Origin of the sequence: Ruixingdingia sedimenti (assembly GCF_031432425.1) — a bacterium.
GTDB lineage: Bacteria > Pseudomonadota > Alphaproteobacteria > Rhodobacterales > Rhodobacteraceae > Ruixingdingia > Ruixingdingia sedimenti.
In genome coordinates this window covers 166,061-178,614 of sequence record NZ_JAVKPH010000002.1, presented here as the reverse complement: position 1 = coordinate 178,614, position 12,554 = coordinate 166,061, and the positions used below count along the sequence as shown (strand labels likewise).

The 12,554-nt window shown below is 67.5% G+C and carries 14 protein-coding genes; 1 reads left to right on the top strand and 13 read right to left on the bottom strand.

The genetic code is table 11. From position 1 onward, the window contains the following. The first annotated feature begins 139 nt into the window (after nucleotides 1-139). A complete protein-coding gene (locus RGD00_RS02895) occupies nucleotides 140-526 on the top strand; it encodes a nuclear transport factor 2 family protein (RefSeq protein ID WP_310455736.1) in 387 nt (128 codons plus the stop codon). 6 nt (nucleotides 527-532) lie between these two features. Here the strand turns inward: RGD00_RS02895 and RGD00_RS02890 are convergent, their stop codons facing one another. The 13 genes from RGD00_RS02890 to RGD00_RS02830 form a co-directional block, all read right to left on the bottom strand. Continuing rightward, a complete protein-coding gene (locus tag RGD00_RS02890) occupies nucleotides 533-973 on the bottom strand; it encodes a GNAT family N-acetyltransferase (RefSeq protein ID WP_310455734.1) in 441 nt (146 codons plus the stop codon). Beyond that, nucleotides 970-1,968, bottom strand: a complete 999-nt coding sequence (locus RGD00_RS02885; RefSeq protein ID WP_310455732.1) for a CobW family GTP-binding protein — start codon at nucleotides 1,966-1,968, stop codon at nucleotides 970-972. Before RGD00_RS02885 ends, RGD00_RS02890 begins: the two co-directional genes overlap by 4 nt. Continuing rightward, nucleotides 1,961-2,272, bottom strand: a complete 312-nt coding sequence (locus tag RGD00_RS02880) for a hypothetical protein (protein ID WP_310455731.1) — start codon at nucleotides 2,270-2,272, stop codon at nucleotides 1,961-1,963. The genes RGD00_RS02885 and RGD00_RS02880 overlap by 8 nt, the downstream gene beginning before the upstream one ends. Nucleotides 2,273-2,321: 49 nt before the next feature. Further along, a complete protein-coding gene (locus RGD00_RS02875; RefSeq protein ID WP_310455730.1) occupies nucleotides 2,322-3,224 on the bottom strand; it encodes a polysaccharide deacetylase family protein in 903 nt (300 codons plus the stop codon). 19 nt (nucleotides 3,225-3,243) lie between these two features. Next, the gene (locus RGD00_RS02870; RefSeq protein WP_310455729.1) at nucleotides 3,244-4,422 is read right to left on the bottom strand and encodes an oxidoreductase; all 1,179 of its coding nucleotides are present in this window, start codon (nucleotides 4,420-4,422) and stop codon (nucleotides 3,244-3,246) included. 3 nt (nucleotides 4,423-4,425) lie between these two features. Then, nucleotides 4,426-5,787 (bottom strand): amidase, encoded by a 1,362-nt coding sequence (locus RGD00_RS02865; RefSeq protein ID WP_310455728.1) that lies wholly within the window; start codon nucleotides 5,785-5,787, stop codon nucleotides 4,426-4,428. Nucleotides 5,788-5,797: 10 nt separating this feature from the next. Next, complete coding sequence (locus RGD00_RS02860; protein ID WP_310455726.1) at nucleotides 5,798-6,898, bottom strand: ABC transporter ATP-binding protein; 1,101 nt, start codon at nucleotides 6,896-6,898, stop codon at nucleotides 5,798-5,800. Nucleotides 6,899-6,965: 67 nt separating this feature from the next. Continuing rightward, the gene (locus RGD00_RS02855) at nucleotides 6,966-8,189 is read right to left on the bottom strand and encodes an ABC transporter substrate-binding protein (RefSeq protein ID WP_310455724.1); all 1,224 of its coding nucleotides are present in this window, start codon (nucleotides 8,187-8,189) and stop codon (nucleotides 6,966-6,968) included. A gap of 43 nt (nucleotides 8,190-8,232) precedes the next feature. Next, the gene (locus RGD00_RS02850) at nucleotides 8,233-8,988 is read right to left on the bottom strand and encodes an SDR family NAD(P)-dependent oxidoreductase (protein ID WP_310455722.1); all 756 of its coding nucleotides are present in this window, start codon (nucleotides 8,986-8,988) and stop codon (nucleotides 8,233-8,235) included. Beyond that, a complete protein-coding gene (locus RGD00_RS02845) occupies nucleotides 8,985-9,716 on the bottom strand; it encodes an SDR family NAD(P)-dependent oxidoreductase (protein ID WP_310455720.1) in 732 nt (243 codons plus the stop codon). The genes RGD00_RS02850 and RGD00_RS02845 overlap by 4 nt, the downstream gene beginning before the upstream one ends. After that, nucleotides 9,713-10,564, bottom strand: coding sequence for an ABC transporter permease (locus tag RGD00_RS02840; protein ID WP_310455719.1), 852 nt, complete (start codon nucleotides 10,562-10,564; stop codon nucleotides 9,713-9,715). The genes RGD00_RS02845 and RGD00_RS02840 overlap by 4 nt, the downstream gene beginning before the upstream one ends. 3 nt (nucleotides 10,565-10,567) lie before the next feature. Beyond that, entirely contained in the window at nucleotides 10,568-11,434 is an 867-nt protein-coding gene (locus RGD00_RS02835; protein WP_310455718.1) for an ABC transporter permease, read from the bottom strand. After that, nucleotides 11,434-12,516: an ABC transporter ATP-binding protein gene (locus tag RGD00_RS02830; RefSeq protein ID WP_310455716.1), complete on the bottom strand. Its 1,083-nt coding sequence runs from the start codon at nucleotides 12,514-12,516 to the stop codon at nucleotides 11,434-11,436. Before RGD00_RS02830 ends, RGD00_RS02835 begins: the two co-directional genes overlap by 1 nt. Nucleotides 12,517-12,554 lie beyond the last annotated feature (38 nt).

The following is a 12,554-nucleotide window of genomic DNA, read 5'->3' as shown; positions in this document are numbered from 1 at the left end:
GCCGGGGGCTTCGCGCCCCCGGACCCCCGCGGGATATTTAAGGACAGAAAGTGAGGGCGGGCGCGCCCTTTCGCCGCTGGCTTGCGGCGGGGAAGTGTTGCATCCTGCGGGCCGGACGGGATCTGGCGGGGGATGTGCGATGCAGGCGGAACTGATGGCGCAGCGGCGGCTGGTGCTGCTGGGCCGGTTCATGGCGGCGTGGAACGCGCGCGATGTGGAGGCGCTGATGGACTGCATGGCGGCGGATTGCGCCTTCCATGCCGCCGCGGGGCCCGATGTCGAGGGCGCCCGCCATGAGGGCCGCGAGGCCGTGCGCGCCGCCTATGCCGCGATCTTCGACGCCTTTCCGCAAGCCGCCTGGACCGAGGGCGTGCACCGGGCGATGGGCGATGCGGGCCTGTCCAGCTGGCGATTCATCGGCACCGACCGCACCGGCAAGCGCGTGGATGTGCGCGGCTGCGATCTTTTCGCCTTCGACGGCGAAAAGATCGCGCTCAAGGATTCCTACCGCAAGGCGCGGGGTTGAGGCCGTTCAGCGCACATAGCGGATGAAGGGCGTCACCTTGGCGATGCGGTCGTAAAGCTGCCGCCCCGTGGTGTTGAAATCCTGTGTCAGCCACCAGACGGCGGGCGCACCGGCCTCGTCGGCGGCCTTGTAGACGGCCTCGATCAGCTTGCGGCCGAGCCCGGTGCCGCGCGCCGCCGGATCGACATAGAGATCCTGGAGGTAGCAGACATTCTCGATCTTCCAGCAGTGGCGGTGGAAGAGGTAATGGGTGATGCCCATCGGCTTGCCGTCCACCTCTGCGATGAACCCGCTGAAATCCTGCGGATCGTCGCCGATGAGCCGGGCGAAGGTGCTGGCATAGACCTCTTCGGGGACCGAGGTCTGGTAATATTCCAGATAGCCGGTCCAGAGCCGGCGCCATTCGGCCTCGTCCTCAGGGCGCAAGGGGCGGATGGTGGTGGTCATGACGTTCTCCCTGTGAAATGGCGCAGCGAGCGGCCCAGATCCTCGGGCCGGTAGCCGCGGCCGATGAAGACGATGGTGTCATCCTCGCGCATGTCCCCCTGTTCGGGCGGGACTTCGGGCAGGATTTCGGGCGATTGCACCACGCGCCGCACGGTCTGGATCAACAGCCGCCCGGCGGGCGTGCGCACCACCCCCTTGACGCGCACCAGATCGTCGCCGCGCGCATAGAGAAGCGCCGAAAGCCAGAGCGTGAAGGCCGACCAGTCGATGCCGGGGTCGATATGCAGCCGCGTGGGCGTGATCGGGCCGCGCGCATCCTCTGCCACCGGCGGCAGGGGGGCGGGGGCGGTGCCGGGCGGCAAGGGCGGCAGCGCCAGCCCCTCGCCCCGGACCGAGGCCGCGACCACCGCGCCGGGGTTCAGCACCTTCAGCGTCGCGCGCAGGGTGTCGAGCGTCACCGGATCGACCGCATCGACCTTGGTCAGCACCAGCCGGTCCGCCGCCTCGATCTGGCGGCGGCCGAGCGGTTCGCCCGCCAGTTGCGCCAGCGCATGGATCGCGTCCACCGTGACCACGGTTTCGTCCACCACGATATGGTTGATCAGCACCGGGTCGGTCTGGATCGCCGCGACGATCGCACCGGGATCGGCCAGCCCGCTGGTTTCCAGCACGATCCGGTCCAGCCGGTCGTCCGCCGCCGACAGCCTGCTGCGCGCATCGCACAGATCCCGCAGCGCCGCGATCAGCGCCGGGCGGCCCACACAGCAGCAGCACCCCCCGGCCAGCAATGTGATCCCCTCGGCGCGGCCCAAGAGCGCGTCGTCCACCGGGGTCTCGGCCGCCTCGTTCACCACCACATGCACGCGGCCGAAGGCGCCCACATGCAGCTGATGGCGCAGCCATGTGGTCTTGCCCGATCCGAGATAGCCCCCCAGAACGGTCAGCCGCATCCGCGTGTCGGATTGCGGCGCGGCGCCGGGCGTGCGGTCAGTCATGGGTGGACGGCGCGGCATCGCCCAGGAAACGCGGGTCGAGCGGGTCCACCGGATGCCCCAGAAGCCGGTCGCATTCGGCCCAGACGTGATCGAGATGGTCCACGATCACCCGCGCGCCCGACAGCGTGCCGATCTGGATCCCCGGCACCACGCCATCGTCATGCGCCATCAGCCCATAGGGTTTGAGCACCCGGTTCAGCAGCGCCGCCCGGTGGAACCGCGCGCGCAGCCGGTCGCCCGGCGTAGCGGCGCCGGCCTCTGTCCAGTGGCCGGGGGCGGCGGGGTTGCCGCAGGCGTTGCACATCTTTCCGTCCTCGGAAGTGGGGCCGGCGCATCGCCGGCCCCGCTTTGGTTCAGATCACTTCGGGGCGTTTGCCGCCGTCGAAAGGATAACGCTTGCGGAAGTCCGCGGCCAGATCCTCGAAGGTCATCCATTCGATGCCCGAATGCTTGTTGATATGCTCGATCAGCCGTTCCAGCATCAACAGCACCTGCGGGCGGCCCGCCACGTCGGGGTGGATGGTGAAGGCGAAGACGGCATAGTCCATCTCGCGGTAGACCCAGTCGAACTGGTCGCGCCACAGTTCCTCGATGTCGCGCGGGTTCACGAAGCCGTGGCTGTTGGGCGACTTCTTCATGAACATCATCGGCGGCAGGTCGTCGACATACCAGTTCGCGGCGATGTCCACGAGGTCGATTTCCTTGCCGTGCTTGAGCGGATGCATCCAGTCCTTGGCCGACTTGGAATAGTCGATGGTGTTCCATTCGTCGCCGACGCGGGCGTAGAAGGGCTGGAAGTCGCGGTAGCCCTGGCTGTGGTCGTACTTGAACCCGTGCTTGAGCAGCAGCGCGGCGGTCGAGTTCGACATTTCCCACCAGGGCGCCACATAGCCGCGCGGCGCCTGGCCGGTCAGGCCCTTGATCAGTTCGATCGACTTGACCAGCACGTCCTCTTCCTGCGTGGCGGTCATGGCGATGGGGTTTTCGTGCAGGTAGCCGTGCGCGCCGACCTCGTGACCGTCCTTGACGATCATCTCCATTTCCTTGGGGAAGGTTTCCAGCGAATGGCCGGGGATGAAGAAGGTGGTCTTGAGGTCGTATTTCTTGAACAGGCGCAGCAGGCGCGGCACGCCCACCTCGGTGGCGAAGATGCCCCGCTGGATGTCGGACGGGCTGTCGCCGCCGCCATAGGACCCGATCCAGCCGGCGACCGAGTCGATATCGGTGCCGAAGGCGCAGATGATTTTCTTGCTCATTGTCACTCCTCCGTGGAGATTACGGCGCCGGCCATTTCGGGTCGGTCAGCGCCAGGGGATAGGCCAGTCCGTAGTCGAGCGGCGGACGGATCACGTATTTGCGGTCGAACGGCATCCAGTCGTAGGGCATCCCGGAGCGCACGATATAGGCCCAGTCGGGATGGGCGAAGATCGCCCGGCCGATGGCGACCGCATCGGCGGCGCCGCTGGTCAGCGCCGTTTCTGCCGTCGCGCCGTCGAAGATGCCGCCGTTGGCGATCATCGGCAGGCCCGATGTGCGGCGCAGCGCGGCGGGCATGGGTTCGGCGCTGTCGGTCTGGCGGTTCGCGGCATAGTCGAAGCTGGCCCAGTGCAGCGCGTCATAGGCCGATCCCTTCAGCGCCGCCCCGATCGCCTCGGCATAGGCCACCCCCGGCCAGGCGCCGGTGAAATCGTCCACCCCGTCCTGCGACAGGCGCAGCACGATCAGCTTGCCGGGTCCGATGGCGGCGCGGATCTTGTCGCCCACCAGTTTCGCGAAACGGATGTTGTTTTCGGGCGAGCCGCCGAAATCGTCGGTGCGCAGGTTGGTTTTGGGGTTGATGAATTGCCACAGCAGATAGCCGTTGGCGCCATGCACCTCTACCCCGTCCGCGCCTGCGGCCACCGCCCGGGCGGCGCCGGCGGCGAAACCGTCGGCGATGGCATGGATGTCGTCGACGCGCAGCGCGCGGGCGGGGCCGAAAGTGACCTTGGGCCAGGGGCCGTCGATGGCGCGGATGTTTTTTTCGTAATCCGTATCGGTATAAAGCACCCATCCCCCGCTGTGCGTGGCAGAGGCCGACACCGGCGGTTCGCCGTTAAGGCAGCGCGGGTCGCAGACGCGCCCGCCGTGCATCAGCTGCACGATGATCTTGCAGTCATGGGCATGGACCGCATCCACCACCTTCTTCCAGCCCGCGACATGGGCGTCGGTCGCGATGCCGGGCTGCGACAGATAGGCTTTCGACTGCCACCCGTCCTGTTCATAGGTGCCCTCGGTGATGATCATCCCCAGACCGCCGCGCGCGCGGCGGGCGTAATAGGCGGCCATCTCGTCGGTGGGGGTGCCGTCGGGTTCGGCCATCTGGCGGGTCAGCGGGGCCATGACGATGCGGTTCTTCAGCGTGACGGGGCCCAGAACCAGCGGCGAGAACAGGGTCGGACAGGCATCGGTCATGGGCTACCCCCGGATGATGGTTTCAAGGCCGAGCCCGGCGGACAGCAGCGCCCGGTCGCGCCCGTGCGGGGCAGAGATCAGAAAGCCCGTCGGCATGCCCGCCGCATCCGTGCCGTTCGGGATCGACAGCCCGCACCAGTCAAGGAAATTGCCGAGCGCGGTGTTGCGCAGCGTACGGGTGTTGTGGCGGAAGAACACCTCCTGATCGGCCTCCAGCGGGCCGATGGGCATGGCGGTGGTCGGCGTCGTGGGGCAGATCAGGAAGGCGTCGCCGATGGCTGCGTTCACCTCTGCGATCAGGCGGCGGCGGTTTTCGGTCAGCGCGATCAGGTCGATGGCCTTGACCTCTGCCCCCATCATGATCCGCTTGACCACGCGCGGGTCGATCTGCGCCTTTTCCGGCCCCGCCATGCGGTCGCGGTGCACCGCCATCGCCTCGATCGACGCGAGGATGCCGTGGCGCGCGATGACCTCGCCCACCTCGGTCAGTTGCGGCAGGGCGATCCGGGTGACGCGCGCGCCGGCGGCGGTCAGCCGGTCGACCGTGGCGGCGAAATTGGCCGCCACCGCGGGGTCCAGATCGTCGAACATCACCCGGTCGGGCACGACGAAGCGCAAGGCCGCAGGATCGGCCGCCACCGCCGCGGGTGCGGGCAGGCCGCGCAGCACCGCATCGGCCAGCACGCAATCCTCGACGCTGCGCGCCAAGGGGCCGAGCGTGTCGAGCGTGGGCGACAGCGGGAACACGCCCTCCATCGGGAAATGGCCGGTCGAGGTCTTGTAGCCCACCACACCGTTGAAGGCCGAAGGAATGCGGATCGACCCGCCGGTGTCGGTGCCGATGGAAATCGGCACGATCCCCTGCGCCACCACCACCCCCGACCCCGAAGACGACCCGCCCGGCGAACGGTGCACGCCCGCGTCGTTCGGGTTGCGGGGGGTGCCGAAATGCGGGTTGATGCCGATGCCGGAAAAGGCGAATTCGGTCATGTTCACGCAGCCGACCGTGACCATCCCCGCCCGCATCGCGGCATGGACCAGCGCCGCATCCCGCGCCGCCGGCGCCCTGCCCCGCATCACCGCCGAGGCGGCGGTGGTGGTGCGGCCCTTCAGGTCGAAGAGATCCTTCCACGCGATCGGCACGCCGTCCAGCAGGCTGGCCGGGTTGCCCGCGCGCAGCCGCTCGCGCGCCGCGCGGGCCTCTGCCTCTGCCCGCGGGCGGGTGGTTTCGGTGAAGATCGCATCATCGCCGACCGCGGCGACCCGGGCGAAGCATTCCTCGACCAGATCGAGCGGGTCGCGCCGCCCCGCGCGCAGGTCACTGGCAAGCGAGGCCGCGGTCGCCGCAGGATAGGACGCAGACATGGCACATCCCTCAGTTGGCGATCACGGTGGCGCGTTCGGGCTGCCAGGCGACGAAGCCCGGCGTGCCCGCATGCAGGCGGCCGCCGTATTTGTCGGCATGGCCTTCGAGGTTGACCAGTTCGTCGTTCGGCAGGCGCACGGCGATCTGGAGGATATGGCCGATCAGTTGCAGCCGCTCGATCCGGCAGGGGATCAGGTTGGTGCCATAGGCGGCGCGTTCGGCCTCGGTCGCGGTGCCGGGCAGGATGTCCACCGCCTCTGCCGGCAGCACCAGCGACACCGCCGCCCCCGCCGCCGGTTGCCCCGGCGGGCGCATCCCCGCCAGCGCGCCGAAAGCGGTGTCGAGCGTCGCGACCTCGCCCTCGACCGCGCGCAGCGTGCCGGGGATCAGCGTGTTGGCGCCGATGAAGCGGGCGACGAACAGGCTCTGCGGCCGGGTATAAAGCTCGCGCGGCGGGCTGATCTGTTCCACCCGGCCGGCGTTCATCACCACGATCCGGTCCGACAGCGCCAGCGCCTCGGACTGCGCATGGGTCACGAAGACGAAGGTGATGCCAAGATCGCGCTGCAACAGCTTGAGTTCGTTCTGGATCGACTTCCGCAGGTTCGCGTCGAGCGCGCCCAGAGGTTCGTCCAGCAGCAGGATATCGGGTTCGACCACCAGCGAACGCGCCAGCGCGATCCGCTGCCGCTGGCCGCCCGACAGCCGCGTGGGGCGCACATGGGCGACATCGCTCAGGCCGAGCTTGTCGAGGATGCGGTCCACCTTGGCGTCGGCCTCGGCGGCGGGCATCTGCTTGACCTCCAGCCCGAAGCGCACGTTCTGGCGCACCGACATATGCGGGAACAGCGCGTAGTTCTGGAAGATCATCGAGGTCGGCCGCTTTTCCGGCAGCAGGTCGTTCACCCGGTTGCCGCGGATCAGCAGGTCGCCCGAGGTGATGGATTCGAACCCCGCGATCATCCGCAGCGTGGTCGTCTTGCCACAGCCGGACGGGCCGAGAAAGGCAATGAATTCCCCCTTTTCCACGTCAAGGTTGAAGTCGATCACGGCGGGCGTGCCGTTGTCATACACCTTGCCGACATGGGAGAGTTGCAGGTCGTAGGCCACGGGGGTGAATCCTCGGTTTCGTGTCTTTGGTCCGGCCGGAGCGCGATGCCCCGGCCGGTGGTTCGCATCAGGCAGAGAGGAACTCGTCCCACTTCTGGATGAGCAGGTCGTACTCATCCGGCCACTGGTGCCAGTACGCGACGTTCGCCGCGCGGGTGGCGAGCGAGCCGCCGTCGCGCAGATCGCCTTCCTTGATGCCGCGCTCTTCCGCGCCGACCCACGGCGCGCCTTCGTACCAGAAGGCGTATTTCTCGGGCGACATGAACTCCTTCACCTTGTCGTTCGGGGCATAGTAGCCCTGTTCCGACACGGCGACGGCCGGCGGGCCCGACAGCCAGTAATCGGCATAGGCGGTCACCGCATCGAAGTTCGGCGAGGATTTCAGCGCCGACACCCCGATGGCCCAGCCACGATAGCCGGTCTTCATCGTCGCATAGGCGCAGGGCACGCCCTGGGCCTTGACCGCCATCACCGCCGGCTGCCAGGCGTCAGAGATGATCATCTCGCCCGAGGCCATCAGGTTCACGGCCTCGCCGAAATCGCCCCAAAGCGCGCGGAACTGGCCTTCCTTCTTCTTCGAGATCAGGAACTTCACGGCCTCTTCGATCGCCGCGGCGTCGGGGTTGCCGGGGTTCTTCACCTCAAGCTCGCCCAGTTCGTTCAGCGCCATGATGGCCTGACCGAAGGCCAGCAGCGGGTCGACGTTGATGCCGGTCTTGCCGCGATACTTGGAATCGAACAGCGAGGTCCACATCGAGGCCTCTTCCGGGTCCACGAGGTCGGGCCGGAAGCCGATGGAGTCGAAGTTGTAGACCGTCGGCACCATGTTCAGCGCGGTCTGGCTTTCGTCCGTCCAGATCTGGCCGACGATCTGTTCCGACGGCGCCCATTTGTCGGACGGCTTGGTGAAGCTTTCGCCGATGTTGGTCCAGTTGGACAGCCGGTCGGCCGGGATCGGCGCGACAAGGCCGGTCTGCACGATCGACGGCAGCCGTTCCGCGATGGTTTCCCAGCAGTCATAGGCGGTGGAGCCCGACAGCAGTTCGGTCTGGGTGTTGGGGAAGATGTCGGCCTTGCCCGACACCGCCCGCACGCCCGAGGCGGCCTTGAAGTCGTTCAGGATGCGTTCCTGCACCGTCACCGACAGGCCGACGGTGCGCAGTTCCTGGCTGGCCAGATCGGCCGCGAAGGCCTGCTGCGCGCCCAGAAGCGGCATCCCGCCCGCCGCCAGCGCGACGGAACCGGCGGTGCCTTGCATGAAGCGGCGCCGCGAGAGGGGTGTATGTCTCATAGTAACCTCCGTTTGACATTCGTGTTCTTGTTGATCCGCCGGTTCAGTACCGGCCGACGAGCAGACCGCCGTCCACCACCACGACCTGTCCCGTCATGTAGCGGGCGGCGTCCGAGGCAAGGAACAGCGCGACATCGGCGATGTCCTCGGGTTGGCCGATGCGTCCGAGGGGGATGATCTCCCCCACGGTTTCGGCGGCTTCGGGGCCAAGGGAATGTTCCTTGGACAGAAGCTGCGCCGTCCGGATGTAGCCCGGCGCGATGCCGTTCACCCGGATCCCGTTGCGCGCGAGTTCGACGGCGAGGCCCCGCACGAGGCCCACGACGCCGGATTTCGCGGCGGAATAGTGCACATGTTCGTCCCAGCCATAGGCGACGCCCATGATGGACGACAGCGCGACGACAGACCCCTTGCCGCGGGCCTTCATCGCCGGGGCCGCCGCGCGCACGACGCGGAAGATGCCCTTGAGGTCGATGTCGAAGGTCAGGTCCCACTTTTCGTCGGTCAGGTCGGGCAGCGGCACGCGGTGGGCGATACCGGCATTGGCGACGATGACGTCGATGGCGCCGAACTGCGCCTCGACCGCGGCAACCACGGCATCGGACTGTTCGGTGGACCGCACGTCGAGCCGGCGGAACTCGGCGCTGCCCCCGGCGGCGGCGATTTCCGCGGCCACGGCCTGGCCTTCCTTGTCCAGCACGTCGGTGACGACGACATGATAGCCGGCCCTCGCGAAGGCGTGGGCGGTCGCGCGGCCGATGCCGATGCCGCCGCCGGTGATCAGACAGACCTGGGTCATAGCATCACGTCTCCGGAATTGGGGCCAAGGGTCTGGCCGACGAACAGGGAAGCGGCGGGCGAACACAGGAAGGCGACGGCCTCTGCCACCTCCTCGGGTTCGCCGAACCGGCCCAAGGGCAGTTCCGCCGCCTTGGCGGCCTGCCATTCGGGCGAAAGGCTGCGCACCAGCGGCGTATTGATCGGGCCGGGGGCGACGGCGTTCACCCGCACGCCCTGCCCCGACACCTCGCGCGCCAGCGCCTTGGTCAGGCCGATGATGCCGGCCTTGGCGGCGGAATAATGCACCAGTTCCACCCCGCCGATCTGGCCGAGCTGCGAGGCGATGTTGACCACGCAGCCCGCGCCGCGCGCCACCATCCCCGGCAGCACCGCCCGGGTGCACAGGAAGGTGCCGCGCAGGTGGACGGCGATCATGCGGTCGAAATCCGCCACCTCCAGATCGGTGAAGCGCGCCTGATGCACATGGCCCGCGCAGTTCACCAGATGGGTGACGGGCCCGAAGGCGCCCTCCGCCGCCGCCACCATCGCCGCCACGTCGTCGGGGTTCGACACGTCGCCGCCGATGGCGCGCGCGCCGGACCTCGCCTCGGTCGCCACGGCCTCTGCCGCGGCGGGGTTGTAGTCGTTGACGAGGACGTTGTAGCCCTGCCCCGCCAGCTTCTGCACGATCGCGCGCCCGATGCCCGACCCCGCGCCGGTGACGATGGCCGTGTTCGCGGTCGTCATGCGATGTCCTCCTGCATGGCGAGCTTCCTGGCCCGGCGCACGGAAAGGCCCATCAGGATCGCATAGACCGTCAGCAGCGAGAACGAGAACAGCGTCGTCAGCACCCCGAAGGCGAAGATGTTCGGGTGGATTTCCACCGCGAAGGTGCCGTAGATCGCCAGCGGCAGCGTCTGGTCACGCCCCGAGGCGAACAGCGTGCGGGGGAATTCGTCGAAGCTCAGCGTGAAGGCGAACAGCATCGCCGACAGCACGCCCGGGAAGATCAGCGGGAACGTGACCTTGCGGAACGTGGTCCAGGGCGACACGCCGAGCGACCAGGCCGCTTCCTCGACCGAGGCGTCGAAGCGGTTGAGGATCGCCAGCATCACCAGGAAGGCGAAGGGGAAGGTGTAGGACACATGGGCCACGAAGGCGGTGGTGTACCAGTGCCGCTCGATCCCGATGAAGTTGTTGGCCAGAAGCGAGGTGCCGAGCCCGGTCAGCACGCCCGGCACCATCATGCCGAGCACGATCAGGTAGAACACCACGCCCGACCCGCGGAACTTCTTGCGGAAGGCCTGCGCCGCCATCACCCCCAGGACGGTCGAGGTGACCATGGTCATGAAGGCGAGGATCAGGCTGCGGATCAGCGCCTGGCCGACCGGCAGCGGCGCGATGCGCGAGGGCGGCGTCAGCCCGAAGATGTGCCTGTACCAGTAGGTCGACCATTCGACGATCGGAAACTGCGGCCCGCCTTCCGGCCCCTGCTGGAACGAGATGATCGTCAGCACCACGAACGGGCCGTAGAGGAACAGGATGAAAGCCGCGACATAGACCGCGAGGATCGGTTTGAGGATACGCGATTCCATCGCTCACAGCTCCCGTTTCAGGTCGACGATGCGCAGGAAGGCCGCGATCACGATGCCCATCACCACGGTGAGGATCACCCCCACCACCGAGGCCGTCGCCCATTTGAGCGACCCCACCTGGGTCACGATGATGTTGCCCAGAAGGTTCACCTTGCGGCCCGACAGCGCGCCAGAGGTGGCGAATTCACCCAGCACCATCACGCTGACGAAGATCGCGCCCACGACGACGCCGGGCAGCGACAGCGGGAAGATGATCTTCCAGAAGATCCGGCCGAAGCCCGCGCCCAGATCGCGCGCCGCCTCGATGATGTTGCGGTCGATCCGCGCCAGCATGAAGGCGATGGGGCCGACCATGAACACGCAATAGATCTGCGTCATGCCGATGATGACCGACAGTTCGGTGAACAGCAGCACCTCGATCGGCTGGCTGATGATGCCGGCCTTCATCAGCACGATGTTGATGGCGCCCTCGCGCCCCAGCATCGGCCGCCAGGCCAGCACCCGGATCAGGAACGAGGTCCAGAACGGGATGACGCAGATGACCAGCAGCACCGTCGACAGCGTCTTGGACTTGACGAAAAGCCCCACGAACAGCGCCGTGGGATAGCCCACGATGAAGGTGCAGGCCAGAACGATCAGCCAGATGCGGATCGTGGTCCACAAAGAGCCCATATAGGTGTCGGAGCTGAAGAACTGCTTCCAGCTCGCCAGCGTCATGTCGGGCTTGATGTTGAAGGTGGTCTGCGTCCAGAACGAGACATAGACGATCATCAGGATCGGCACGACCAGGAACAGCACCATCCAGATGACGCCCGGGGCGATCAGCCAGCCGGTGGCGGAACGGCGCCGCGTGACGGTTGCGTCGGACATCAGTGCGCCTCCCGGCCAAAGACGATGGCCTGTTCGGGGTTCCAGGTCAGCAGGTAATCCTGCCGGGGAACGTAGGTGTCGGGCGCGCCGAGGCTGAGATGGTGTTCCATCTCGATCACGCGGCCGTCGGGGGTCTCGAAGAAGTTCATCACCGACGAGCCCAGATATTCGTTGGCCACGAAATGCGCACGGATCGCCGGGCCCTGGGGCGCGGCGTCGGCCGGCAGCACGCGCATGCGGTCATAGCGCACGCCGTAGATGTCGGATTTCGCCGGCCGGGCGCGGGGGGCGGCGACGCGGCCGAAGGGCCCCTCGAACACACCGCCCTTGAGGCTGCCCTCGAACAGATTGAAACGGTTCATGAAATGCGCGACCTCGGGGGTTTCGGGCATGTCGTAGACCTGTTCCGAGGTGCCGATCTGGATGATCCGCCCGCGGTCCAGCACCACCACCCGGTCGCCCATCGCCAGCGCCTCGGTCTCGCTGCCGGTCACATGCAGGAAGGTCACGCCGAGCCGTTCGCGGATCGCGCGCAATTCATTGCGCATACGCGCGCGCAGGTTGGCGTCCAGCGCGCCGAGCGGTTCGTCCAGCAGCACCAGCTTGGGCTGCATCACCAGCGTGCGCGCCAGCGCCACGCGCTGCCGCTGGCCGCCGGAAATCTGGTCGACCCCGCGGTCTTCCATCCCCGCAAGGCCCACCATCTCGATCATGTCGCGGCAGCGTTGGTCGATTTCCGCCTGCGGGACCTGCGCGCCCTTGCCGTGCATCAGGCCGAAGGCGACGTTCTTCATCACCGTCAGATGCGGGAACAGCGCGAAGTTCTGGAACACGAAGCCGATGCCGCGTTCATGCGCCGGAAGGGCGGTGATGTCGCGCCCCTGGAAATGCACCCGCCCGGCGTCGGGGGCCTCGAAGCCCGCGATCACGCGCAAAAGCGTGGTCTTCCCCGACCCCGAGGGCCCCAGAAGCGAGATATATTCGTTCACCCCCGCATCGAGCGTGACGCCGTCGAGCGCCGTCACGTCCCCGAAGCGCCGGGTGACCCCTTCAAGTCGAAAGATTGCCGATTGTGCTGCCATGCCTGCTGTCCCCGGCGCGATTCCGCAGAACCGCTCGC

What these genes read in the sequence shown, in the direction of transcription:
- RGD00_RS02895 (WP_310455736.1), top strand. Translation starts at nt 140, where the DNA reads ATGCAGGCGGAACTGATGGCGCAGCGGCGGCTGGTGCTGCTGGGCCGG.
- RGD00_RS02890 (WP_310455734.1), bottom strand. Translation starts at nt 973, where the DNA reads ATGACCACCACCATCCGCCCCTTGCGCCCTGAGGACGAGGCCGAATGG.
- RGD00_RS02885 (WP_310455732.1), bottom strand. Translation starts at nt 1,968, where the DNA reads ATGACTGACCGCACGCCCGGCGCCGCGCCGCAATCCGACACGCGGATG.
- RGD00_RS02880 (WP_310455731.1), bottom strand. Translation starts at nt 2,272, where the DNA reads ATGTGCAACGCCTGCGGCAACCCCGCCGCCCCCGGCCACTGGACAGAG.
- RGD00_RS02875 (WP_310455730.1), bottom strand. Translation starts at nt 3,224, where the DNA reads ATGAGCAAGAAAATCATCTGCGCCTTCGGCACCGATATCGACTCGGTC.
- RGD00_RS02870 (WP_310455729.1), bottom strand. Translation starts at nt 4,422, where the DNA reads ATGACCGATGCCTGTCCGACCCTGTTCTCGCCGCTGGTTCTGGGCCCC.
- RGD00_RS02865 (WP_310455728.1), bottom strand. Translation starts at nt 5,787, where the DNA reads ATGTCTGCGTCCTATCCTGCGGCGACCGCGGCCTCGCTTGCCAGTGAC.
- RGD00_RS02855 (WP_310455724.1), bottom strand. Translation starts at nt 8,189, where the DNA reads ATGAGACATACACCCCTCTCGCGGCGCCGCTTCATGCAAGGCACCGCC.
- RGD00_RS02850 (WP_310455722.1), bottom strand. Translation starts at nt 8,988, where the DNA reads ATGACCCAGGTCTGTCTGATCACCGGCGGCGGCATCGGCATCGGCCGC.
- RGD00_RS02845 (WP_310455720.1), bottom strand. Translation starts at nt 9,716, where the DNA reads ATGACGACCGCGAACACGGCCATCGTCACCGGCGCGGGGTCGGGCATC.
- RGD00_RS02840 (WP_310455719.1), bottom strand. Translation starts at nt 10,564, where the DNA reads ATGGAATCGCGTATCCTCAAACCGATCCTCGCGGTCTATGTCGCGGCT.
- RGD00_RS02835 (WP_310455718.1), bottom strand. Translation starts at nt 11,434, where the DNA reads ATGTCCGACGCAACCGTCACGCGGCGCCGTTCCGCCACCGGCTGGCTG.
- RGD00_RS02830 (WP_310455716.1), bottom strand. Translation starts at nt 12,516, where the DNA reads ATGGCAGCACAATCGGCAATCTTTCGACTTGAAGGGGTCACCCGGCGC.